The organism is Caldanaerobacter subterraneus subsp. tengcongensis MB4, assembly GCF_000007085.1.
GTDB lineage: Bacteria > Bacillota > Thermoanaerobacteria > Thermoanaerobacterales > Thermoanaerobacteraceae > Thermoanaerobacter > Thermoanaerobacter subterraneus.
This window is the reverse complement of sequence record NC_003869.1, coordinates 957,199-981,693: the sequence shown is the minus strand read 5'-3', so window position 1 is coordinate 981,693 and position 24,495 is coordinate 957,199. Positions and strand designations below refer to the sequence as shown.

26 protein-coding genes are annotated in these 24,495 nt (G+C 38.6%); 3 read left to right on the top strand and 23 right to left on the bottom strand.

The genetic code is table 11. From position 1 onward, the window contains the following. Positions 1-11: 11 nt before the first annotated feature. The 12 genes from TTE_RS04715 to yqfC form a co-directional block, all read right to left on the bottom strand. Positions 12-653 carry a helix-turn-helix transcriptional regulator gene (locus TTE_RS04715; protein ID WP_031314068.1) on the bottom strand — a complete coding sequence of 214 codons (642 nt, stop codon included), beginning with the start codon at positions 651-653 and terminating at the stop codon, positions 12-14. Positions 654-786: 133 nt separating this feature from the next. Next, positions 787-2,172 (bottom strand): glycine--tRNA ligase, encoded by a 1,386-nt coding sequence (locus TTE_RS04710; RefSeq protein WP_011025352.1) that lies wholly within the window; start codon positions 2,170-2,172, stop codon positions 787-789. Positions 2,173-2,275: 103 nt separating this feature from the next. Continuing rightward, the gene (locus TTE_RS04705) at positions 2,276-2,686 is read right to left on the bottom strand and encodes a DUF4342 domain-containing protein (RefSeq protein WP_011025351.1); all 411 of its coding nucleotides are present in this window, start codon (positions 2,684-2,686) and stop codon (positions 2,276-2,278) included. A gap of 17 nt (positions 2,687-2,703) precedes the next feature. Next, the gene (recO, locus tag TTE_RS04700; protein ID WP_031314067.1) at positions 2,704-3,447 is read right to left on the bottom strand and encodes a DNA repair protein RecO; all 744 of its coding nucleotides are present in this window, start codon (positions 3,445-3,447) and stop codon (positions 2,704-2,706) included. Between the two features lie 5 nt (positions 3,448-3,452). Further along, positions 3,453-4,124: a deoxyribose-phosphate aldolase gene (gene deoC / locus TTE_RS04695; protein WP_041587132.1), complete on the bottom strand. Its 672-nt coding sequence runs from the start codon at positions 4,122-4,124 to the stop codon at positions 3,453-3,455. Positions 4,125-4,178: 54 nt separating this feature from the next. Beyond that, positions 4,179-5,075 carry a GTPase Era gene (era, locus tag TTE_RS04690; RefSeq protein ID WP_011025348.1) on the bottom strand — a complete coding sequence of 299 codons (897 nt, stop codon included), beginning with the start codon at positions 5,073-5,075 and terminating at the stop codon, positions 4,179-4,181. A 15-nt stretch (positions 5,076-5,090) separates the two neighbouring features. Then, positions 5,091-5,789 carry a diacylglycerol kinase gene (locus tag TTE_RS04685; protein ID WP_011025347.1) on the bottom strand — a complete coding sequence of 233 codons (699 nt, stop codon included), beginning with the start codon at positions 5,787-5,789 and terminating at the stop codon, positions 5,091-5,093. A 4-nt stretch (positions 5,790-5,793) separates the two neighbouring features. Further along, positions 5,794-6,270 carry an rRNA maturation RNase YbeY gene (gene ybeY / locus TTE_RS04680; RefSeq protein ID WP_011025346.1) on the bottom strand — a complete coding sequence of 159 codons (477 nt, stop codon included), beginning with the start codon at positions 6,268-6,270 and terminating at the stop codon, positions 5,794-5,796. Then, positions 6,267-8,330, bottom strand: coding sequence for an HD family phosphohydrolase (locus tag TTE_RS04675; protein ID WP_011025345.1), 2,064 nt, complete (start codon positions 8,328-8,330; stop codon positions 6,267-6,269). The genes ybeY and TTE_RS04675 overlap by 4 nt, the downstream gene beginning before the upstream one ends. Positions 8,331-8,334: 4 nt before the next feature. Further along, the gene (locus TTE_RS04670) at positions 8,335-9,327 is read right to left on the bottom strand and encodes a PhoH family protein (RefSeq protein WP_011025344.1); all 993 of its coding nucleotides are present in this window, start codon (positions 9,325-9,327) and stop codon (positions 8,335-8,337) included. Beyond that, positions 9,320-10,519, bottom strand: coding sequence for a sporulation protein YqfD (gene yqfD, locus TTE_RS04665; RefSeq protein WP_041587299.1), 1,200 nt, complete (start codon positions 10,517-10,519; stop codon positions 9,320-9,322). Before yqfD ends, TTE_RS04670 begins: the two co-directional genes overlap by 8 nt. An 11-nt stretch (positions 10,520-10,530) precedes the next feature. Continuing rightward, entirely contained in the window at positions 10,531-10,800 is a 270-nt protein-coding gene (yqfC, locus tag TTE_RS04660) for a sporulation protein YqfC (protein ID WP_011025342.1), read from the bottom strand. A 139-nt stretch (positions 10,801-10,939) separates the two neighbouring features. Here yqfC and TTE_RS04655 point away from each other — a divergent pair, with 139 nt between their 5' ends. Beyond that, on the top strand, positions 10,940-11,917 hold the full coding sequence (locus TTE_RS04655; RefSeq protein WP_011025341.1) for an asparaginase: 978 nt from the start codon (positions 10,940-10,942) through the stop codon (positions 11,915-11,917). Positions 11,918-12,223: 306 nt separating this feature from the next. Here TTE_RS04655 and TTE_RS04650 read toward each other — a convergent pair whose 3' ends face one another. From TTE_RS04650 to mtaB, 4 genes are all read right to left on the bottom strand, one after another. Further along, complete coding sequence (locus TTE_RS04650; protein WP_011025340.1) at positions 12,224-12,670, bottom strand: GatB/YqeY domain-containing protein; 447 nt, start codon at positions 12,668-12,670, stop codon at positions 12,224-12,226. Between the two features lie 15 nt (positions 12,671-12,685). Beyond that, positions 12,686-12,871: a 30S ribosomal protein S21 gene (gene rpsU / locus TTE_RS04645; RefSeq protein WP_011025339.1), complete on the bottom strand. Its 186-nt coding sequence runs from the start codon at positions 12,869-12,871 to the stop codon at positions 12,686-12,688. A 114-nt stretch (positions 12,872-12,985) separates the two neighbouring features. Continuing rightward, positions 12,986-13,330, bottom strand: coding sequence for a histidine triad nucleotide-binding protein (locus TTE_RS04640; protein WP_011025338.1), 345 nt, complete (start codon positions 13,328-13,330; stop codon positions 12,986-12,988). A 34-nt stretch (positions 13,331-13,364) separates the two neighbouring features. Beyond that, positions 13,365-14,678 (bottom strand): tRNA (N(6)-L-threonylcarbamoyladenosine(37)-C(2))-methylthiotransferase MtaB, encoded by a 1,314-nt coding sequence (mtaB, locus tag TTE_RS04635; RefSeq protein WP_011025337.1) that lies wholly within the window; start codon positions 14,676-14,678, stop codon positions 13,365-13,367. Positions 14,679-14,836: 158 nt separating this feature from the next. Here mtaB and TTE_RS04630 point away from each other — a divergent pair, with 158 nt between their 5' ends. Both TTE_RS04630 and TTE_RS04625 read left to right on the top strand, forming a co-directional pair. Further along, on the top strand, positions 14,837-16,516 hold the full coding sequence (locus tag TTE_RS04630; protein ID WP_011025336.1) for a 2-oxoacid:acceptor oxidoreductase subunit alpha: 1,680 nt from the start codon (positions 14,837-14,839) through the stop codon (positions 16,514-16,516). Continuing rightward, positions 16,513-17,361, top strand: a complete 849-nt coding sequence (locus tag TTE_RS04625; protein WP_011025335.1) for a 2-oxoacid:ferredoxin oxidoreductase subunit beta — start codon at positions 16,513-16,515, stop codon at positions 17,359-17,361. The genes TTE_RS04630 and TTE_RS04625 overlap by 4 nt, the downstream gene beginning before the upstream one ends. Positions 17,362-17,421: 60 nt before the next feature. On the opposite strand, the gene TTE_RS04620 is transcribed toward TTE_RS04625, so the two are convergent. The 7 genes from TTE_RS04620 to hrcA form a co-directional block, all read right to left on the bottom strand. Next, a complete protein-coding gene (locus TTE_RS04620) occupies positions 17,422-17,943 on the bottom strand; it encodes a ferritin (protein ID WP_011025334.1) in 522 nt (173 codons plus the stop codon). Between the two features lie 107 nt (positions 17,944-18,050). Beyond that, positions 18,051-18,788 (bottom strand): 16S rRNA (uracil(1498)-N(3))-methyltransferase, encoded by a 738-nt coding sequence (locus TTE_RS04615; protein ID WP_011025333.1) that lies wholly within the window; start codon positions 18,786-18,788, stop codon positions 18,051-18,053. 2 nt (positions 18,789-18,790) lie between these two features. Then, on the bottom strand, positions 18,791-19,720 hold the full coding sequence (gene prmA / locus TTE_RS04610; protein WP_011025332.1) for a 50S ribosomal protein L11 methyltransferase: 930 nt from the start codon (positions 19,718-19,720) through the stop codon (positions 18,791-18,793). Between the two features lie 25 nt (positions 19,721-19,745). Beyond that, entirely contained in the window at positions 19,746-20,900 is a 1,155-nt protein-coding gene (gene dnaJ, locus TTE_RS04605; protein WP_011025331.1) for a molecular chaperone DnaJ, read from the bottom strand. 57 nt (positions 20,901-20,957) lie between these two features. Further along, positions 20,958-22,778, bottom strand: a complete 1,821-nt coding sequence (gene dnaK / locus TTE_RS04600; RefSeq protein WP_011025330.1) for a molecular chaperone DnaK — start codon at positions 22,776-22,778, stop codon at positions 20,958-20,960. Between the two features lie 18 nt (positions 22,779-22,796). After that, positions 22,797-23,411, bottom strand: a complete 615-nt coding sequence (grpE, locus tag TTE_RS04595) for a nucleotide exchange factor GrpE (protein WP_011025329.1) — start codon at positions 23,409-23,411, stop codon at positions 22,797-22,799. Between the two features lie 13 nt (positions 23,412-23,424). Beyond that, positions 23,425-24,456 carry a heat-inducible transcriptional repressor HrcA gene (gene hrcA, locus TTE_RS04590; protein WP_011025328.1) on the bottom strand — a complete coding sequence of 344 codons (1,032 nt, stop codon included), beginning with the start codon at positions 24,454-24,456 and terminating at the stop codon, positions 23,425-23,427. Positions 24,457-24,495 lie beyond the last annotated feature (39 nt).

Here is a 24,495-nt window from a genome sequence, read left to right as displayed (position 1 = left end):
CCACAGTCCCCCTAACCTTCCCCTAGCTTCACAAAAAGTCTGGTTATATTGGTCTTTGACAGTCTACCTGTCACCTTGTACCCCTGTTTTCCATCTTTCCCCACTACAGGTTCCACAACAGGGAGGCTGTCCACTTCATGCTCAATAATCTTCACAGCAGCGTTATACACAGGCTCATCGTCGTAAGTTGTGATGATGTTCGGCATCCGGGTCATAATTATTCCCACCGGGACCTTATAAATATCGGTATTGCCTATAGCAATTTTTAAAAAATCCTTCCTGGATACAGCGCCGGTTAAAAATCCGCCATCCTGTACGAAAATTGTCCCAACATCCTTTAAAAAAAGAGTTACAATCGCATCATACACGGGAGTACTTTCTTCTACCACTACAGGCACCGACTTTACATCTTTTACCTTTATGCTTTTTATATAATCCTGTATCAGACTAAGGGGTGATTTTCCAGTGTAAAAATAGCCGACTTTAGGTCTCGCTTCCAAGATCCCGGACATAGTCAAGATCGCCAGATCCGGTCTTAATGTGGCTCGAGTTACATTCAGTTTTTCAGCAATCTGTTCTCCTGTAATGGGTTGATATTTCTTTACAATATCGATAATGATCTGCTGTCTAGGCGTCAGTTGAATCTTTATCACCCCTTCAAAAGTTTTCATAAACGTTTTCTGGTCTTCTGTTTAACACTTTACTATAATTATACCACAAAATAAAGGCATAACCAACTTGTTTTTTAATTTTTAAGAAAGGGAAATCAGCGAAAACTGATTCCCCTTAAAACTTGAGTTTCTCCTCCAGGTATTTATCCACTTGGTCTATGTCTATCCTTATTTGCTCCATAGTATCTCTGTCTCTTATTGTAACTTTGTGGTCATTTTCTGAGTCAAAATCGTAAGTTACGCAGAAAGGCGTTCCAATCTCATCCTGTCTTCTATACCTTCTTCCTATGCTACCTGATTCGTCATACTCTGCAGGAAACTTCTTTTTAAGGTCTAAGTAGATTTTATAAGCTGCTTCATTAAGCTTCTTGGAAAGAGGGAAAACCGCCACTTTAACAGGTGCGATAGCTGGGTGAAGCCTTAAAACTACTCTTGTTTCTCCTTCCACTTCCTCTTCATCGTAAGCATCAACCAAAAAAGCAAGCATTAGTCTATCCACTCCCACTGAAGGCTCAATACAATAGGGTATGTACTTTTCTCCTGTGACAGGGTCAGTGTAAGTCATGTCTTCTCCCGAATGTTCCATATGCTGTCTTAAATCATAGTCAGTTCTATTAGCAATTCCCCACAGTTCTCCCCATCCAAAGGGAAAATTGTACTCTATGTCGGTTGTGGCAGTGCTGTAATGAGACAGCTCTTCTTTTTTGTGGTCTCTGAACCTTAAATTCTCCCTCTTTAAGCCAAATTCTACAAGCCAATCCATGCAAAATTGTCTCCAGTAATTGAACCACTCCATGTCTTCCCCTGGCTTACAGAAAAATTCCAGCTCCATCTGTTCAAATTCCCTCGTTCTAAATATGAAATTGCCAGGCGTAATTTCATTTCTAAAAGATTTGCCAATCTGCCCGATACCAAAAGGAATTTTCTTGCGGCTTGTCCTCTGGACATTTTTAAAATTCACAAATATTCCCTGAGCTGTCTCAGGCCTCAAAAAAACTTCAGATTTTGAATCCTCTGTAACCCCTACATAAGTTTTAAACATCAGGTTAAACTTCCTTATCTCTGTAAAATTGTGGGCTCCACACTTGGGACATGGAACTTTGTGCTCTTTTATAAATTCCATCATCTGCTCATTTGTCCATCCTTCAATCGAAATATCAAGTCCCTTTTCTTTTATGTAATCTTCAATTAGCTGGTCAGCTCTGAAGCGAGACTTGCATTCCTTGCAGTCCATCAGAGGATCGCTAAAACTAGCCACGTGACCTGAAGCAACCCACACTTCTCTGTTCATCAAAATAGCAGAATCAATTCCCACATTATAAGGGCTTTCCTGTATAAATTTCTTCCACCATATCCTTTTTATATTGTTTTTCATCTCCACTCCCAAAGGCCCATAGTCCCATGTGTTCGCAAGCCCGCCGTATATCTCAGACCCAGGAAACACAAAACCCCTGTTTTTTGCAAGAGCCACTATTTTATCCATTGTAACTTTGACAGGCATCAATAACACTCCTTTTCCCAATTATACAAAAACCCTTCATCCCCTTTCGGGGAGAAAGGTTTTAGCATTACTTATTTTAGAATATCAAATTGAGTAATATATGTCAATCATTTTTCTTCTCTTCTTTTAAAACTATAACACTTTTATCGTATTTTTCTACCTCTATGGTACAGTTAGCCAGAAAAGCCACCGCCGCTCCCAAAAGTGTAAGCTGCGGTATTACTACTGTTGAAATGGCTCCTGCAGTGACAGGGATCTCTACAAGGACTTTATCATCCTTTTTGATTCTTATCTTTGTGACATTCCCTTTCTTAATGAGGTCTTTTATCTTATCCATTACCTCTGTGCCTGCTACTGTAAAAGACTCTGTCCAACTTTTTCTGTTCTCTTCAATGTATATTAAGGCGTCCACCACATTTCCATTGGCTTTTTCCAGAGCCTCTTTTGCCTCTTTGTAACTTACCCCCGTTCTCTCCACAATCATGTCTATTTTTTCCAGTTGTTCGTCCACCATTCTTCTCCCTCCCTTCTTTAATCGCTCAATTTCATGGCAAAGTCTTTGGATTTAAAGTCCATTTCAAGGTGAGTTCTCACATACTCTGTTATTATTTTATCCGCTTCCTCTTTTATAACTCCTGGCACAGAAATTCTTTCAAGCTTTTCATACTTAGCTTTTAAAAGATACAGCAAAAACTTTAAGACTTTTTTATTTAAAAATTTTGCATCTTTACAAGTTTCGTTACAATCTTTACAAACAGCCCCACCGCAAGAAGAAGAAAAATAACTTAAATTTTCTTTTTTCCCACAAACAGCACAGCTGTCCAAAACAGGCATGTAGCCCAAAAGGGATATCAATTTTAAAGTGTAAGAAAAGAGAAAAATAGATGTCTCTACGTTTAAACTCTCTACAGCTTCCAGCGAATGTTTTGTAAAAAAGTATAGTTTTGTGTTTTTCTGCTTTTCCTCTAGTACTCTTGAAATGGTCTCACTTATATAGGAAGCCAAAGCAAACTTTTTGAGGTCTTTTTCTATGTTTTCAAAGTTTTTTACAAGCTCCCACTGGTCAATGTAGTAATAGTTCTGACCTTCAAAAATCACGTAATTAGCCACAATAAAAGGCCTTACAGCATTTACAAACCGGCTTTTCGAGCGCCTAGCTCCTTTAGCGACCGCCTGCAGTTTCCCGTAATCTCTGGTGAAAAGAGTAGCAATTTTATCCTTCTCGCTTATCAAATTGCTCTTTAAAACTATTGCCTCTGTTTTTAAAAAGCGCATTTTTATCAACCTAAACCTTGTTTTTTCCACTCCTCTACTATTTTAACACCCGCACTAGCTCCAATCCTGTTAGCCCCTGCTTCTATCATCGCTTTTGCATCTTCATAGCTTCTTATTCCGCCGGAAGCTTTTACTCCAAAATTCTCTCCAACCACTTTTCTCATGAGCTTCACATCTTCTACTGTAGCACCTCCCGGCCCAAAGCCTGTAGAAGTTTTTACAAAATCAGCGCCTGCTTCCTTTGAAATCTCACAGGCTTTGATTTTCTCCTCATCAGATAAATAGCAAGTCTCCAGTATCACTTTCACAACTATGTCCCCGTGGGATTTCACAGCCTTTACTACTTCCCCTATTTCTTTCTTCACATAGTCATATTCGCCACTTTTCAGCATGCTTATATTAAGCACCATATCTATCTCAGTAGCTCCCTTTTTAACCGCTTCCACTGCCTCAACCACTTTTGTCTCAATTGTATTAGCTCCCAGAGGGAAACCTACAACCGTGCATACCTTCACATCAGTATCCTTTAGCATCTCATAGGCCAAATCAACAAAACATGGATTTATGCACACTGAAGCAAATCCGTATTCCCTCGCCTCTTCGCAGACCTTTTTTATCTCTTCTTTTGTGGCATTTGGCTTTAAAAGAGTGTGGTCTATCATCTTAGCTATGTTCATTAAAGATTCCTCCTTTTTCAACATCTTTCTCCTATAATTTACTACTCTAAAAGCTTACTTGTCAATGGCATAGCCCAATTTCCTGAGAAGCTTCTCATTGTCCCTCCAGCCTTTCCTCACTTTAACCCACAGCTGCAAAAATACCTGCTTTCCATAAAATTCTTCCAAGTCCTGCCTTGCCGCCTGCCCTATCTTCTTTAACATCTGCCCATTCTTTCCTATGATTATTCCTTTGTGGGACTCTTTCTCACAGTAAATATAAGCGTCAATGTCTACTATCTCTTTGTCCTCCCTCTCTTTTATGGATTCCACTTCTACATAGACTCCATGAGGAACTTCCTCCTCCAGAAAATAAAGCATTTTTTCTCTGATTATCTCCGCAACTATCAACTTCTCGGGCTGGTCAGTTATATAGTCATCAAGATAGTACCTAGGTCCTTCTGGCAAGAAAGAAACTATCTTCTCTTTCAAAACCTCCACATTAGTGCCCAAAGAAGCAGAAATGGCCACCACATCCTTAAAATTGTACTCGCTTTTAAAAACCTTAATAGCCTCTTCTACTCTCTCAGCAGGCACCAAGTCAATTTTATTGACCACCAAAATAACTGGAGTATCCACCTCTTTTAGATTATCCAAAATATACCTATCTCCAGGGCCTATCGAAGTATCGGGCTCCACCATGTACAAAATTAAATCTACATCTTTTAGAGTCCTTTTTGCTACTTCAATCATGAATTCACTCAGTTTAGATTTAGGTTTATGAATTCCAGGAGTGTCCACAAAAATAATCTGGTAATCTTCTGTAGTCAATATACCCCTTATGGTATTGCGGGTGGTCTGGGGCTTTGGAGAAGTAATAGCAACTTTTTCTTTCAATATGGCGTTTAAAAGGGTTGATTTTCCTACATTTGTCCTTCCAATCAACGCTACAAAGCCAGCTCTGTAGGCCATTTTTTCACCTTCCCTTCACCTTATAATCTGAAAAATTAACACTGTAAACAAAATCCCTAAAATTGCCCCGACAAAAACCTGAGAAAAAGTGTGAATCTTGCCCTCCACTCTGCTCTCTGCTACCATAAGAGCTAATAAAAAACTCAAAGTGGAAATAAAGGCATTGGCTGTCATGAAAGTGATAGCAGTGGCCACTGAAAAGGCAATTGCACTGTGAGCGCTGGGCATTCCGCCTCTCATCGGAGTCCCTTTTTTAAAGTATACCTTTAAAATCAAAGTCAAAAAAACTACCACTAAAATACTTATTACTGTAACGTGAATTGGTGACTCCCTGATTTTTACAAGTACTATCTTCGTCCAGGGGTTTACCCTGTCAAAAAATATCAAATAGGCGACGAGCACAGAATTCACTGCAGCTATCAATACTGCCCCAGCAGCTACATTCTTAGCAATCTTTGCCATTGGGTTGTAATTCCTCACTAACATATCAATGGTAGTTTCAATGGCAGTGTTTATCATCTCCGCAATCAATACCAGAGAAATTGTAAACAATATTATTACAAATTCTACTCTAGTAAGGTCCAAAAAAAGGCAAAAAAACAGCACAGCTATTGCTATTGCAAAGTGAATTTTCATGTTCCTCTGCGTTTTAAAAACGTGTAGAATCCCCTCTATGGCATAGTTAAAACTATCTATTAAATTTCTTGACTTCACAAAATCACCGCCTAAGGCCTAACCTTTCCATTACTTTTTCCTCTTTCTCCCTCATCAATTTTCTCTCTTCTTCCGTCTCGTGGTCATAGCCTAAAAGGTGAAGCATGCTGTGAACAGTCAAATAAGCTACTTCCCTTTCAAAAGAATGCCCGTATTCTTCTGCCTGTTCCTTGGCCTTTTCTAAAGATATTACTATATCTCCTATCGGATATATTTCCTCAGCATCTTTTTCATCTTCTTCTCCCTCTTCAATTTCCTCAAATTCCATAAGAGGAAAAGAAAGCACATCTGTAGAGCTGTCAATCCCTCTGTAGTATTTATTCAATTTCCTTATCTCCTCATTGTCCACAAAAGAGACGCTAACTTCAACTTCATCTACAACTTCTTCCTCTTCTAAAGTAGCTTTAATTGCCCTCACAACAAGGGCTTCCAAACCTGAGGCATCCACTTTAGTTTGCCTGTTATCAATCAAGACGTTCATTCTAACACCTCTTTGTTTTGATTTGTCTCAATATCAGGATACTCAATTCTCTTGTGAAACATACCTGCCAGCGAATTTAGAAAAGAAGCCTTAATCGTCTCAATATCTTTTAAAGTGAGGTCGCTATTTGAAAGTTGTCCGTCGTTTAACCTATCTGTCACAATTTTCTCTATCATGTTTCTTACATTTTCCTCTGTCGGGTCAGACAAAGACCTCACAGCCGCCTCAACAGAATCAGCCAGCATCAGAATGGCCGACTCTTTAGTAGAAGGCTTGGGGCCTGGATATCTGAAGGATTCTTCCTCACAGACACCCTCTTCTTTTTGAAGAGCTTTATTGTAAAAGTATTTTACAAGCGTAGTGCCATGGTGCTCTTTTATCATGTCAATTATCTGTGGAGGAAGTTTATATTTCTTAGCCAGTTCCACTCCGTCCTTTACATGAGAAATTATTACCAATGTACTTAAGTCTGGAGAAATTTTGTCGTGCAAATTTTCGTCTGACAATTGGTTTTCTTTGAAAAAATAAGGCCTTTTTATCTTCCCTATGTCGTGGTAGTAAGCTCCTACCCTGACAAGAAGGCTGTTTGCTCCAACAGCGTCAGAAGCTGCCTCTGCCAGATTCGCCACTATCATACTGTGATGATAGGTGCCAGGAGCATCCATCATCAACTTCTTAAGAAGCGGATTGTTAGGATTTGAAAGCTCTAAAAGCTTCAAAGGAGTCAAAATGTCAAAAGCAGCTTCCCAAAAAGGCAAAGTCCCAATCACTAAAATTATGCTAAAAACTCCATTTATTATCCCCCACAAGCCGCTTTTTAAAACAGATACTATGTCATTGCTGTTTAAAAGCCCTACTCCAACTATGCTCACCAAGTTAACAGCGCTAACATAAAGTCCAGCCTTTACAAAGTCCATCCTCTGCTTTGCGCTAGAAAGCTTAATAGCCCCAATTAAGCCTCCTAGTAAAGACATGAAGATGAAGGCTTGGTTAAAGCTTACCATCAACCCAACTAAAAGAGAGTATATGATGTCTACCATGATGGCGATATAAGGGTCTATGAGGATGGAGACAAGCATTGGAAGCATGGCAGCAGGTATTAAAAGAGGCTCTATGCCTTTAAAAGCCACCGCCAACACAAGGTACAAAATCCCAGTAAGGCACAAAAGCTCAATGTACATCTTCTTTGTCGCTATTTTTTTGTCAAGCCTTATTATATAGTAAACTGAAAGAAACAAAGAAAGAGACAAAATCAAAAATAACCCTACTATCAAAGCATAATCTATTTTGTCAGTGCCTTTCAAAAGCCCTAATGACTTTAAAACTTCTATCTGTTCGGGCGTAACTATTTCTCCGCTCACAACGATGTTTTGACCTTTTTTGTACATTACCGGCTGGACTTTTTCTTCTGCCTCTTTTTTTGCAAGATTCGTTTCATACGCATTGTAAATCATGTTAGGCACTATGACAGAAGACAAAATTTCTACAGCTACAGGCTTTGCATCAACCGGAATATCAGAACTTTCCACTACACTTTTTGCGTCATTCAAAGCGCTCTGCAAAGCATCTTCTGTAATCTGCCTCGCCATAATAGCTTTTTCTGCAGAAAGTATCACAGTCTCCATTTTTATAAGAGTGCTGTCATCTATTTTGAGCAAAAAAGCTATATCCTTATCTTCCAGGTTGATAGGAGTGATGTTTTTAAAGTCCTGCAGTTTTTGCTCTTCACTCTCTGAAGATTTTCTAACTTCCCTCAGCTTATTAAAAAAGTCTGCCAGTTTTAGATAAGATTCTTTAGCAATGTTTTCATTGTAGTCGTATTTGGGATTGACTGCATTTACTGCCTCCTGAATTTTCTTTTGGGTTGCGATGACATCTATCACGTCTTTAGGTGCTTTTATATCTTGAGGTGCCACATCTCCTGCCTTTAAATCGAATTTCGGAGGAGTTATACTGGTATATATCAGCATGTAACTTGAAACAAAATAAAAAACGACAAAAAAAATGATTATGAGCGGGTCTTTATTTAAAAAATTTTTAAGTTTGTCCAACTTGCTCATAAAATTATTCCCCTCGCTCTTTTTCCAAATCGCTCTCCTCTTTCCTCTTTTCGTACTCCTCATAGGCTTTTATAATCTTTGCAACAAGGGGATGCCTTATTACGTCCTGTTCCGAAAGCATCACAAATTCTATGCCTTCAATTCCTCTCAATATCTCCATTACTTCCTTAAGCCCTGATTTTTTCCCCTTTGGAAGGTCAATCTGAGTCACATCTCCTGTTATCACAGCCTTAGACCCAAATCCGATTCTTGTCAAAAACATCTTCATCTGCTCAGGAGTGGTGTTTTGAGCCTCATCCAGTATTATAAAAGAGTCATCCAAAGTTCTCCCCCTCATATAAGCCAAAGGAGCCACTTCAATCAAACTTTTTTCCATGTATTTTTGAAACACTTCAGCTCCCAAAATGTCATAAAGAGCATCGTAAAGAGGCCTCAAATAAGGGTCCACTTTCTCCTGCAGGTCTCCCGGCAAAAATCCTAGTTTTTCTCCTGCCTCTACAGCCGGCCTCGTAAGAATTATTCGCCCCACTTCTTTGTTTTTAAGGGCAGTGATTGCCATAGCCATTGCCAAATACGTTTTCCCCGTCCCTGCCGGTCCTATTCCAAAAACTATCTGATTCTTCCTTATGGCCTCTACATATCTTAGCTGTCCGTAAGTCTTGCACCTTATCTGTTTTCCCCTGGCAGTTATGCACACTATGTCTGACATTAGCTCTTTTAGCTTTTCCTCTTCCCCTTCATCAATTAAGTTCATAGTATAAAGCACATTTTGAGTAGTGATGACATCTCCTCTTTTTATCATATCCATAAGCTTAGTAAAAAGCTTATTAGCAGAATCCACATTTTTCTCCTCTCCAGTTATTTTTATAGTTCCACCTCTTACGACTATTTTGACATCCAGCCCCTTCTCTATCAACTTTATATTCTCATCAAAATTGCCAAACAAATTGGCAGTCTCTTCCACATTGTCAATATTGATAGCAAGCTCCTTAATCAATCTTTTTTCCTTCCCCTCCTGTATAAGAAATTTTTTCTTTCACCCCAATATCCTCTAAAACCTCTGCCATAACAGTTACCCTTAATATCCTTCCATCTATCACTTCATATTTTTCTTTTTTGTTCACCACTTTACCTCCAGGACTTATCACTTTTTCAAGCTCTTCTAAAGCCTTTTTGCGCCCTTTCTCTTTTGCCTCTTTAATAGGCACAGTTTCCACTTCTGGCTTCACTTCATAGTAGACCTCTTTAACTATCTTAAAAGGCGCCTCATAGGGAATTAAGTTTTTCTCCTCTTTTTTAAACTTTTCAAATTCGATTTTCCTCGAGGTAAAAGTGATGGTATTGCTCCCTATAATAATTTTTGTCGCTACTATTTTTTCCCCTGTTTTTACCCATCTTGTCCTTTTTAACTCCTCTTCTACAGAAATCTCATACCAGGTTCTGGCCAAAACTTCTCCATCCGCATGGACAAACATTGTGTCAAGCCCAGGTTTTTCAATTATACCGCTTATGAGTATGTCACCTGTTTTTACTGTGTCTCCTACTTTTTTAACAGCTTCTCCTTCCAAAACCGTCATTTTATAAATTATGCCGTCTCTTTTAGCTATTATATTGCAAGGTTCTTCTTTTGACAATACTTTTTGCGGTTTAGTCTTTCCCACTACCTTTACAAAAGCCTTAGTACCCCTTACATTTATCCCTATCCAAGCAACCTCTTCATTATTCAACAAAAATTCCTTTTCCAGTTTATTTATATCTATTTTAAACTTTGAAACCCCTGATTTTAAGCCCATCTCTGACAATTTCTTGGCAACTTCCTCTTCTTTTAAGCCATTTACAGTCTTTACATCAATTTCCCATATAAAAGTAGAAAAAAGGTACACAAGCAACACAGAGAGAAGAAACCCTAAGACAATACCCTTTCTCTTCCTTAACCTAAAAATTACGAAAGGCAATCCATTTTTTGAAACTATAAAGACGCTGCATCCAGTTTTCTTGGCGTACTGAAGAACTTCTTTAAAAGCTTTTGTGCTGACTTTCGCTGTAAGGGTGGTGTAATTTTTTCTTTCAACATCCCATATATAAACCTCATTCACCATCACAAGGTTTAGAAATTTTTCAATTGCCAGTCCTTCAACTTTTATAATAACATATCCTCTTAAAAAATTCCATAATTTTATTGAAACCAAGCCTATCCCCCTCATACCACTATTTCAACACTCTTTATCTCACCTGTGATCGTGATAACCTCAGTCATTATGGAATTTATAACCATATTCTCCCCTATAACCCTTATAATTCCCACTGTCGAATTGATTCTTACTCTTTCAGGGAGGTACTCCACAATGCCCCTATGGTTTTCAACAGTCAAGTGGTTTTTGCCAATCAGCGTAATTTTAGGAAGATTAAGTAGCGCATCTTTTGGGAAATCTATCGCGTTTATGAGCTCATCTTTTAAGCTCTGCTTCATGGAAGTCCCCCCTTCTTTTAAATTTTATGTATAAGAAAAACAAAAAATTCTCTTATGCTTTTAAGACAAGTTTCGCGTATTTGTGCAAAAGCAAAAAATATACTATAATGGAGATAGAAAAAAACTGGGGGGATGAAATTTGGGTAAAGTGGCTGTGATTTTTACAGGTGGAACCATAGCGATGAAGCAAGACCCCAATCTGAAAGGGGCAGTCCCTTCCCTCACGGGAAAAGACCTGCTTGAAATTATTCCTCACAGAGAAAACGTTTTAGAAATTGAAACTATAGAATTTGGAAACTACCCTAGTCCTCATCTCACAGTAGAACTTTTGGAAGAATTAAGAGAAGTCGTAGAGAAGACCCTTAAAAGAGATGAAATAAAAGGAGTTGTGATAACCCACGGCACTGATACATTAGAAGAAACAGCTTATTTTTTAGAGCTCACCACAAATTTTGACAAACCTATTGTCTTAACTGGCGCAATGAAAAATTCCTCTGAAGCAGGTTATGATGGGCCTTCCAATTTAATTGACTCTCTCACCACAGCCTCTTCAGAAAAATCCAAAAAAAGAGGCGTGTTAGTAGTGCTAAACGGTGAAATTCATTCTGCAAAAGATGTAACGAAAACCCATACTTCAAGTCTTGACACTTTTAAAAGCCCTGAAACAGGTCCTCTGGGGTATGTGGACAGTGGCAATGTGTATTTTTATAGAAACGTAGAAAAAAGGCAGTACATTCCCACAAAAAAACTGGAACGTCGCGTAAGCCTTTTAAAAGTAGTGTTTGGAATGGATGACAAACTGATAAGATTTTTAGTAGAAAATGGAGAAAGAGGCATTGTCATTGAAGGGACGGGCAGAGGAAATGTGCCTCCAAAAGTAGCAGAAGGAATAAAATACGCTATATCTAAAGGAACAGTTGTAGTTCTCGTATCAAGGTGCCCGATGGGAAGAGTACATCCTTCCTATGCTTATGAAGGAGGAGGAAAACACCTCGAATCTCTGGGGGTAATTTTTGGAGGAAATCTATCAGGTCAAAAGGCAAGAGTAAAATTAATGGCAGCACTGGCATACACATCAGATTACAGAAAAATTAGAGAGATTTTTGAGGAAGAGTAAAAAACAAAAAGGAGAGGTGCTCTCTCCTTTCAGACTGTTGACAAAGTTTAAAAGTGGCATTTTGTGTGTAAATGCGACTTGTTGTCAAAGCGGTAACTAAACTTGGCGAACTTGAGGGGCGAAGGCGGGGCGAGCGAAGCGAGCGACCACCTGAGCCCGAAGGGCGAATTGGTCGGGACCCCGCCGGAGCCCGAAAAGTGAGCCTTAGTTTAGTCGCTTTGCAACTCCGGAGCATTAACACAAAATGCCACTTAAATTAATATGGGTTTTGTCAACAAACTGAAAGGAGAGGTGCTCTCTCCTTTTTTATCCTTCTAAATGCCTTGTGACTATTTCTCTTACCAGATTGCCATCTGCTCTTCCCTTTACCATCGGCATGATTTTGCCCATCACTTTTCCAATGTCACTTTTGCTCTTTGCCCCAGTCTCTTCAATGACCTTTTTCACCATCTCTTCTATCTCTTCTTCTGAAAGCTGCTCTGGCAAATAAGATTCCATAATTTCTATTTCTTTTTTTGCTTTATCTACTAGATCCTGTCTTCCACTTTTTTCATATTCAGGCAAAACTTCTTTTCTCTGTTTTATCTCCTTTGAAATTACACTGATGACCCCTTCATCGTCCAACTCTTTCTGCGTGTCCTTTTCCACCTGAAGTATGGCAGCTCTGACCATGCTTAGAATGTTTTTCTTAAAAGCGTCTTTGCTCTTCATGGCTTCTACCATGTCCTTGTATATGCGCTCTTTCAGGGTCATTTATACCACATCCTTTTATCTGCCATATTTATATTTTCTCTTTCTTGCAGCTTCGGCTTTCTTTTTGCGCTTTACACTAGGACTCTCATAGTGTTCTCTCTTGCGAAGCTCTGACAAAACTCCTGCTTTGGAGCATTGACGTCTGAACCTTCTTAAAGCGCTATCCAAAGACTCGTTTTCGCCGACTCTTACTTCAGCCACTACTCTCCCTCCCTCCAAATAAACTGCTCGAGGCAAGCTGCAATTGTTGCTGTGACTAAGAGCTTGAAAATTCTCACTTTATTATACTCCTAAATCCACGAAGTGTCAATAATTTTACCCTGGAGGCCAAGTCATAAACCTTCCACCTAAAAGGTGAAAATGAAGGTGATAGACTGTCTGTCCGCCATCTTTACCACAATTTGTCACAATTCTATAGCCTTTTTCGTCAATACCCTCTTTTTTTGCTATTTCCTTTGCTACCATGTAAGCACGAGATATCAGGTGCTTGTTCTCCTCAGTAACATCTAAAAGGGTTGGTATATGTTCTTTTGGCACGATTAGAATATGTACAGGAGCTTGGGGATTTATATCGCGGAAAGCTACAACTAAATCATCCTCATACACTATATTAGAAGGAACTTCTTTGTTTACTATTTTGCAGAAAATGCATTCCGACACCTTTTTCACCTCCTCTTTTTATATTCTACACATCTTAATAAATTCCTTCAATTTCTCCTATCAATAAATCATTTTTTATTTCCTTTACTCTAACAGGCAAGATGCGGTTTCTCAAATTTTCTAATTCTCCTTTAACTGCCACACTAAGGTAATTGTCTGTAAGCCCTTCCACATATCCATCTAAATCTTTTACCTTCTGCTCAAACAGAACTTCTACTGTCCTATTTAAAAATCTTTCCTTAAACTTTCTCTCACAAACTTTAGAGAGCTGTAAAAGCTTTTTGCTCCTTTCTTCTTTTACTTTATTTGGGACCTGATTCGGAAAATTATACGCTCTTGTGCCCTTCCTCCGAGAATACTTGAATACGTGCATTTTAGCAAAGCATATCTCCTCAGCAAATTTATAGCTCTTTTCAAACTCCTCCTCTGTCTCCCCAGGAAATCCCACCATTATGTCTGTAGTTATCGCAACATCAGGAATGTACCTTCTTAGCCTCTCCACCACTTCTTTATACTCAGAAGCTGTGTATTTTCTTCCCATTCTTTTCAACGTTTCATCACATCCGCTCTGAAGAGACACGTGATAATGCCTGCACATTTTAGGAAGATTTGCTAATTCTTTTACCACATCTTCTGTCAAAAAGGTGGGTTCAATAGAACTTATCCTTATCCTTTCTATTCCTTCTACTTCGTGAACCATTTTTATTACATCCAAAAGCCCTATATTTTTAAGGTCCCTGCCGTAAGAAGCAATGTGTATACCTGTGAGAACTATTTCTTTATACCCATGTTCTGCGTACTTCTTGACCTCTTTTATTATGTTTTCTGGCTTTCTGCTCCTAACTGGCCCTCTGGCATAAGGAATGATGCAGTACGTGCAGTATTGGTTGCAGCCATCCTCAATTTTTATATAAGCCCTTGTCCTCTCTGTGTACCCAGTAATACCAAACTCTTCATAATCTCTCTGTTTCATTATATTTTCTATTAGCTTAGTTTTCTTTTTCTCATTTTCAAAATCTTTCACCAAATCAACTATTTTATCTTTATCCTTTGTGCCTATTACTATATCCACTTCAGGCATTGAAAAAACTTCATCAGGGCTTACTTGAACATAACAACCCACTGCCACCACTATTGCATCTGGATTCTTATTCCTCGTCTTTCTTATCATCTGCCTCGACTTCATATCACTTCTCGCAGTAACACTGCAGGTGTTTATTACATACACATCTGCTATTTCATCAAAATCTACAATTTCATATCCGGCTTTTCTAAAAAGCTCTGCCATGACTTCTGTCTCATATTGATTCACTTTGCATCCCAAAGTGTAAAATGCAACTTTTGCCACTTTCCCAATACTCCTCCCTTTGAAGTCTTTTTATATTATACCACATATTAAGAAAGCTATCGCTGTTAAAATTAACAAAACTGTACTTTTATTTTAAAGAAAATTATGATATAATGAAAAAAAGTTTCAACTAATAATTATTTAAGGAGAGGTGAAAAATGGATTACACAATTTTAATTGGAGGAGAAGCAGGGCAAGGCATTGACACAACTGCAAATCTTCTAGCAAAGATCTTGAAAAGACACGGTTTTTATGTCTTTTCCAATAGTGATTACATGTCTAGAATTAGAGGTGGACATAATTTTATACAAGTAAGATTTTCAGATAAGCCTTTACATTCTCACATTTCAAAAAATGACATAATATTTGCATTAAATAAAGAAACAATTGAAATCCACAGTAAAAATCTAACTAAAACTGGTGTTATAATATGTGACAAAGATATCCCTTTAGAGGGTATAAAAGGAAAAGCATTGGCACTTCCTCTTTTAGAAACTGCAAAAGAACTAAAAAATCAAAAAGTATTTACAACAGTTGGATTAGGTGTTATTCTTAAATATTTCTCTTTGGATTTTTCTATAGGAGAAAAAGCAATAAAAGAAGAATTTAATAAAGATATAGCAGAACTAAATTTACAAGCCTTAAAAAAAGGCTATGACCTTATTGATACAGAAATTTCTTTAAAAACATCAGAAGATAAAAATATACTAATAAATGGAAATCAAGCTGTGGCCTTAGGTGCAATTGCTGCTGGATGTAAATTTTACTGTGGATATCCCATGACTCCTTCTACTGGAATACTCACCTTTATGTCCTATCACTCCAATGAAATGGGAATAGCAGTAGAGCAAGTGGAAGATGAAATAGCTGCTCTTAATATGGCATTAGGCGCCTCCTATGCTGGTGTTAGAGCTATGACAGGTTCTTCCGGCGGCGGCTTTGCGCTAATGGTAGAAGCACTTAGTCTAGCTGGAATGATTGAAGTCCCTGTGGTAGTTATTGACGTGCAAAGACCTGCCCCAGCAACGGGTTTCCCCACTAGGACTGAACAGGCTGATTTGCAATTTGTAATACATGCAGGACATGGTGAATTTACAAGAATGGTAATCGCTTTAAGAGATGTAGAAGATGCCTTTTACCAAACAGCAAGAGCTTTTAATATAGCCGAAAAATATCAGATTCCCGTTTTACTTTTAAGTGACCAGCATTTAGCAGATAGTTTAAAAACTGTAAACAGCTTTGATTTTGATAAAATTACCATAGAAAGATATATATCTGGAGAAGAAGCTATCACAGAGGAAGAATACAAGAGATACAAAATAACGCCAACAGGTATATCTCCCCGCATATTGCCTGGAAAAATACCTGGACAAGTCGTTTTAGTAGATAGCGATGAACACGACGAATGGGGGCACATAACAGAAAGCGCTGAAATAAGAAAAGCTATGGTAGACAAAAGACTAAGAAAATTTGAATATCTAAAAGAAGAAATACAGGAGCCGTGGTTTATAGGGAAAGAAAATCCTAAAAACTTAATAATAGGTTGGGGTTCAACTTATGGCGCAATAAAAGAAGCAGTTGAGAATCTGGTTGATGAAGGATTGTCAGTAGGAGCCTTAATATTTGGCGATATATGGCCTTTACCGACACAAAGACTTTTAGAGCTGAGTAAAAACGCTAAAAAAATAATAGATATAGAACAAAATGCCACTGGACAATTAGAAAAACTTATAAGGCAAGAAGTTTTAATAAAAGCTACCCATAAAATTTTAAAATACGATGGAAGACCTTTTAGCAGTGATGAAATATATGATAAGCTGAAGGAGGTTTTAGTATGAAGTACGAATACAAGCTTTATGAGCCTTCATGGTGCCCTGGCTGTGGTAATTACATGATAAGAACAGCTCTAAAACAGGCATTAGAAGAATTAAACCTAAATCCTCATGAAGTAGTTTTAGTAACGGGTATAGGGCAAGGTGCAAAGATGCCCCATTACATAAAAATAAATGGTTTTAATGGCTTGCATGGGCGTGCTGTCCCTCCTGCTATTGGTATAAAATTAGCTAATAAAAATTTAAAAGTAATTGTAGAATCAGGTGATGGAGATACATATGGGGAAGGTGGCAATCACTTCATACATGCGATAAGAAGAAATATAGATATTGCTCACTTTGTACACGACAACCAAATATATGGCTTGACAAAAGGACAAGCTTCGCCAACAACTGCCAAGGGTCAGAAAACTTCACTGCAATTTGATGGTGTAAAATTAGAACCTTTAAATCCCATAGCTTTAGCTTTAACAATGGGAGCCGGCTTTGTAGCAAGGGGGTTCTCTGGGGATATACCGCATCTTGTAAATTTGATGAAGGAAGCTATAACCTATAAAGGCTATGCTCTACTGGATATTCTTCAGCCTTGTGTTGTCTGGAACAGAGTCAACACTTTTGCTTGGTATAAAGAAAGAGTTTATCACTTGCCAGAAGATTATGACTATACAAATAAAGAAGAAGCTTTCAAAAAAGCACAGGAATTTGGCGATAAAATCCCTATAGGAATAATCTACAAAGTAGAAAAAGAAACTTATGAAGACCAATTTGATTTTATAAAAAATGGGCCTCCTCTAGTAGATGCAGAATTAAATCCTAAAAATGCCGAAAAATTACTCAAACTTTTTCAGTAAAATTTTTTAAGGAAATAGGGTATGCCATTTATTATAGCATACCCTATATTATTCTATTTATTACTCACTTTTTGCCAAAGGAGCAGGTAATACAAAAGTCCTCTTAGCTAATTCTGAATCTAACATGAATATAGGCTGCATGCTGTCACCTATCAATTCTAGCTTGTTTATTATTTTCTGAAAACTCTCCTCTTCTTCTACTTGCTCATTCACAAACCACTGCAAAAAAGCATTAGTTGCGTGGTCTCTTTCTTCAATCGCTAAATCAACGAGCTTATGGATTCTCTGTGTCACAGTTTTTTCATGCTCCAAAGCTTTCTTAAAAACATCTAAAATGCTTTCAAAATTCTCCTCTGGCTTTTCAATTGGATATAACGTGACTTTCCCTCCCATGCGGTATATGTATTCGTAAAAAATTCTCGCATGGGAAAGTTCTTCTTCCATTTGCACTTTAAAGAAATTTGCAAAACCCTCTAAATTTTTCTCTTGAAAATAATTCTCCATAGCCACATAAAGGTAGGCAGAGTAAATTTCGTAATTCAACTGTTTATTAAGTTCTTCCAACATTCTTTCACTCAACATAGTTTTAACTCCTTTCTTTTATTCTAGTCACTACTTTCCTCAAATCTCATATTTCTCCTTTTATTTTACCACAAAAAATCAAAATTTACTACCCTTATCCTTCAGGTTTACCCCATGTCTCCAAGCTGGTACATAACTATAGCAGAAACTGCAATGGCTGCCGTTTCTGCCCTCAAAATCCTAGGCCCTAGAGTAACGGGTACAATTCCATTATTTATAGCCTTCTCAATTTCCTTCTGTGAAAAACCTCCTTCAGGACCTATGAATATCCCTATTTTCTTTGCATCTTCGACATCTTTTAGCACTTCTTTTAATCTTTTCTTTTCTTCTTTTTCATAAGGGATTATCGCAAGGTCGCACTCCATTGCTTTCTCTATCGCTTCTTTAAAAGATACAGGTGCAGAAATTTCAGGAATAATATTTCTTCCTGATTGCTTGCAAGCCTCTTCGCTAATTTTTTTCCACCTTTCAACTTTTTTATCTATGTTAGCTCTCTTTATATCCACAACAGAAAATTCACTTACAAAAGGTATAATCCTTTTTACCCCTATTTCCGTACATTTTTGAACTATAAGGTCCATCTTGTCAGCTTTGAGTATCCCTTGAAATAAAAAAACTTCTAGAGGACTTTCTGCATTGCCCTCCATTTTTTCTTCTAAAAATAAAATAGCCCTATCTTTTTCTATTTTTTCAATCCTTCCCAGATGCTCCTCTGCCATATCAGATACCACAATTTTATCTCCCACCTTATACCTTAATACATGAATGAGATGGTGAAAATCCTTCCCATCTACATAGGCAAATTTTCCCTTTATTTTGCCCTTTTCAACAAAGATCTTCCTCATTTCTATCCCTTTTTCTTCATCAATATGCTCAACCACTCTTTTTCTTCTTTCATATCAATTATTTCAAAAAATTCCTCTGCTCTTTCTTTCACTTCTTCAAACCTGTCTTTAATGATGCCGCTTGCTAAAAATAAACCTTCCTCTTTAAGATGAGGCAAAACATCAGGAATAAGCCTAATTATTGCATCTGCAATAATGTTAGCTACTATCACATCTGCCTTTCCTCTAAAATTTTTAAGGAGGTCGCTTTGAAAAATCTCCACATTTTCAAGACCATTTAATTTTACATTTTCTCTAGCTATTTTCACCGCCATTTCATCTACGTCCGCTCCGTACACATAAGATGCTCCCAATTTAGAAGCGGCGATAGAAAGTATACCTGAACCGCAACCGACGTCAAACACAATTGCTCCTGGCTTTACAATGTCTTCTAAAAATTGGAGGCACATCTTTGTAGTCTCATGAGTACCCGTGCCAAAAGCCATTCCAGGGTCAAGGTCTATAACTATTTCTCCCTCTTTAGGGCTGTATTCTTCCCATAAAGGCCTTACGACAATCCTTTTGCCAACTTTTAAAGGCTTGTAATACTTCTTCCAGCTGTCTGCCCAGTCTTCTTCGTCCACCTCAGAAACCTCTACCTTGACATTTCCCACATTTATCCCAAAAGACTTGAGTTCCCAAATCCTCTCTTTTAAAAAATTTACTTTGTCTGTTATATCAGTAGTGATTAGAAAATAGGCCGAAATCTTTACCTCTTCTCCTTCTTCTAGAAGGGAAGGGTCAAAATAATCCCACTCACTAGTCTGTGCCAGTTCTTTTACATCGTTAGGATTTTTTATAACCACTCCGCCTGCTCCTAAATCGTACAAAATGCCTGTGACAGCCTCTTCTGCTTCCTGTGAAGTTGTAACCTGTATTTCTAACCATTTCATTTCCTTCAACACCTTTTTCTAAATTTTAACTTCCTCCAAAAGCGTCCCTCATTCTCTGAAAAAAGGACTTGTGCTCTGCTGTATTCTCGCCTTCTAATCTTTTGAACTCTCTTAAAAGTTCTTTCTGCTTTTCTGACAATCTCTTTGGAACTTCTACATACACCTCGACAATCTGGTCTCCACGCCCTCTCCCACCTATATGGGGAATCCCTTTGCCTCTTAGCTTAAATTTGGTACCTGTCTGGGTCCCCTCTGGAATTGTAAAGCTCACCATTCCATCCAAGGTCGGTATCTTAATCTCTCCTCCTAAGGCTGCATCTGCAAAGCTTATAGGTATCTTTACATATACATCATAGCCTTCCCTCTTGAAAATTTCATGAGGTTTCACGTGGATGACAATATAAAGGTCTCCATTAGGACCTCCTCTTAAGCCTGGCTCTCCTTCGCCTCTTAAGGTAAGCATCTGCCCTTCATCTATACCAGCAGGAATGGTGACTTTAATCTTTCTCCTTTTTCTAATTTTACCAGTTCCCCCGCACTTTTGACAAGGGTCTGTGATAATTTTTCCTTCCCCATGGCATCTCGGGCAAGTCCTTATATTTACAATTCTGCCAAAAGGCGTGTTCTGGGTCTGCCGTATCTCTCCTGTGCCATGACATACAGGACAAGTCTCAGGACGGCTACCCGGCTTTACACCTGTACCGTGGCACACATCGCAAACTTCAAAGCGTTCTACTTCTATCTCTTTTTCCGTTCCAAAAGCTGCTTCCTCAAAGGTTAATGTCAAATCATACCTTATGTCAGCGCCCTTCTTAGGCCCTTTCTCCGCTTTTCTCCTCCCTGTGCCAAAGAAGTCGCTGAAAATATCCCCGAATATGTCTCCAAAACCACCAAAATCAAAGTCAAACCCGCCTTCACCAAAATCTCCAAATCCGCCTTGCTGGGAGCCTCCCTGTTCAAAAGCAGCATGGCCAAACTGGTCGTACTGGGCCCTTTTCTGAGGGTCAGAAAGTATTTCATAAGCTTCATTTATTTCCTTAAACTTCTGCTCGGCCTCTTTATCCCCAGGGTTTAGGTCTGGATGATATTTCTTTGCAAGTCGCCTGTATGCCTTTTTTATTTCTTCCTGACTTGCATTCCTATCTACACCCAGTATCTCATACAAATCCTTTTTAGGCACTCTCTCACCTGCCTTTCATTACGTAAATTAGAACCAGGCGAAAAACCTGGTTCTAATTTATTTATTATCGTCCTCCACTTTATAATCCGCTTCATAGACATTCCCTTGAGATGTGCCCTGGCTGCCACCAGGATTTGCACTGCCTGCCGCCTGCTGGTAAAGTCTTGTTGAGACTTTGTAGAAAGCCTCAGAAAGCTTTTCAGAAGCTGCCTTTATAGCCTCAACATCAGTGCCTTCAAGGGCTTTTCTTACATTTTCTATCTCCTTATTAATTTCATCCTTCTCTGCCTGAGTCATCTTATCTCCTAAATCTTTCATAGTTTTCTCTGCCTGATATATCAGAGAGTCAGCTCTGTTTCTTATTTCAATTTCTTCTCTTTTCTTTCTGTCCTGCTCTTCGTACTGCTTAGCTTCGTTTATCATCCTCTGTATCTCTTCTTCGGACAGGTTGGTGCTACCTGTTATGGTTATCTGCTGGGATTTTCCTGTGGCAAGGTCCTTTGCAGAAACATGTACAATTCCATTCGCATCTATGTCAAAAGTAACCTCAATCTGAGGCACTCCTCTCGGCGCCGGTGGAATACCAGAGAGTATGAAGCGACCTAAACTCTTGTTGTCCTTAGCTAAAGGCCTCTCTCCCTGTAGTACGTGAATTTCCACAGAAGTCTGGTTATCTGCGGCTGTAGTGAAAATCTGGCTCTTTCTTACAGGAATAGTAGTGTTTCTTTCTATAATTTTTGTGAAAACTCCTCCCAGAGTCTCTATTCCAAGGGAAAGCGGAGTAACATCGAGAAGCAGTATGTCCTTGATCTCACCTGCGAGCACAGCAGCCTGTATAGCAGCTCCTATTGCAACAGCTTCATCTGGGTTGATTCCTTTATGAGGTTCTTTGCCCATTATCTTCTTGACCGTTTCCTGAACAAGAGGTATTCTTGTAGAACCTCCCACCAAAAGGACCTTGTCTATATCTTCAGGCTTTAATCCTGCGTCGCTCAAAGCTTGCTTAACAGGCCCAACTGTAGACTCGACTAAATCTGAAATCAATTCTTCAAATTTTGCTCTCGTCAAGTTTACGTCTATATGCTTAGGTCCTGAAGCATCTGCTGTTATGAAAGGAAGGTTTATATTTGTCACCATAGCAGAAGAAAGTTCAATCTTAGCCCTTTCCGCAGCCTCTTTCAACCTCTGCAAAGCCATCCTGTCTTTTCTCAAGTCAATTCCATGCTCTTTTTGGAAATTATCTGCCAACCAGTCTATTATCCTCTGGTCAAAGTCATCTCCACCTAAGTGGTTGTTACCGCTTGTGGCCAAAACTTCAAAGACTCCGTCGCCAATCTCAAGTATGGAAACGTCAAAAGTACCGCCGCCCAAGTCGTATACCATTACTTTCTGGTTTCCTTCTTTGTCAAGACCATAAGCCAAAGCTGCTGCCGTAGGCTCATTTATTATTCTCAAAACTTCAAGCCCTGCTATCCTTCCAGCATCTTTTGTAGCCTGTCTTTGACTGTCATTAAAGTATGCAGGTACTGTTATGACCGCTTGAGTGACTTTTTCTCCGAGGTAAGCCTCAGCATCTGCCTTTAATTTCTGCAAAATCATTGCAGAAATTTCCTGCGGAGTGTATTCTTTGTCGTCTATTTTAACTTTATAGTCTGTACCCATATGCCTCTTTATGGACATTATGGTCCTCTCAGGGTTTATTATAGCCTGCCTTCTAGCCGGATGCCCTACAAGCCTTTCTCCTTCTTTAGTAAAAGCTACTACAGAAGGAGTGGTACGAGTTCCTTCAGAATTAGGTATTACTACGGGCTGACCGCCTTCCATCACAGCTACACATGAAAAAGTTGTTCCAAGGTCAATCCCAATCACTTTCCCCATCTCAATCAACCTCCTTTTTTATTTTGCTACCTTAACTAAGCTAGGTCTAATTACTTTATCTTTCAAATAATAACCCTTCTGGAACACCTCTATAATTTCATTCGGCTGTTTGCCTTCCACTTCCTCCTGCGCTAGGGCATGATGCTTGTAAGGGTCAAACATCTGCCCTTCAGCTTCAATTTCTCTCACTTCAAATTTATCCAAAACCTTTTTAAATTGTCTGTAGATTAATTCTAACCCTTCTCTTAAGGAATTATAATCTCCCTCATTTGCCAAAGCTCTTTCAAAATTATCAATAACAGGCAAAAGTTCTATTATCACCTGCTCCTGTCCATAACTTATCATTTCAGCTTTTTCCTTTTCTGTTCTTTTCCTATAATTATCAAATTCGGCTTTTATCCTCTGAGCTATGTCCAAATACTCTTTCGCTTCTTTTTCTTTTTCTTCTAATTTTTTCCTCAATTCCTCAACTATCTCCTCCAGAGAAGGTTCCTTTTTTTGTTCTACTTCTGTTTCTATCTTTTCTTCCACCACTTCTTCCGATTGCTCCAATTCAGAAGGAGGACCCTCTCCTTTTACCTCCTCGCTCATCTCTTCATTTCTTTCAATTTTGTCTTTTTCCAATTCTTCCACTTATATCACCCCGTCATACTTCATCATTGTATATCGAAGACAAGAGATTTGAAAGTTCTCTCGTCATAAGCGTAAGCTCGCTTATAAGCCTTCTGTAGTCCATTCGGGTAGGTCCTATTATTCCTATAGTTCCAACTACCCTATCATTTATTTTATAGGTGGTCTTTATAACACTGAGTTCTCTCATCTCTTCAAATCTGTTTTCTCTCCCAATTTTAACATCTACAAAGTCATCTACTGGTTCTAAAACTTCATTTAGTAAGGACTTATTGTCCAGAAGGCTTAAAAAATTCTTTGCTTTGTTCAAGTCCTTATATTCTGGAAAATCAAGAATGTGTAAAGTGCCATCAGTGTAAACATCTGTCTCCTGCAACTGCTTTAAACTCAAAAGTATGGTCTTTATAAGCTCATCCGCCATAAAAGCCATATCTCCTAGAGTGTCTTTTAGCTCCTTTTCAAGGAAGTTAAAAATCGCCTTTTCGCTTTTTCCTGCAATTTTGTCATTCAAGAGGTTGTTTAAAAACTCGAACACATTTCTATCTACACTCTGGCACAAATTCAGCAAATAATTTTTCACAATTCCTGTATCAGTAATCACTACCATTATCATCTTATTTGAAGCCACGGGGATAAGCTGCAACCTTTTGATCTTGTCAGGGTTTAGCTTTGGCATTTTTGCAACAGTGGTGTGGTGAGTTATATCCGCCAGAATTTTCGCATACTTTTTTACAATCTCATCGAACTCAGCTATGACCTCTTCTCTCACCCTCGGAGGAGGGCTTAAATCCTCCTTCATGAAATTCTGCAAAATAGTATCAACGTAAAATCTATAACCTTTGTCAGAAGGTATTCTACCAGCAGAAGTGTGAGGCTGCTCCAAATATCCCATTTCCTCCAAATCAGCCATTTCATTTCTTATTGTCGCAGAGCTTATGCCCATATTGTACTTTTTTGCAATAGTCCTTGACCCTATTGGTTCTGCCGTCATGATGTAATCAGTAACAACAGCAAAGAGAATCCTTTTCTTCCTATCATCTAACGGCATTTTCACCACCCCATGTATTATTAGCACTCTCACTCATTG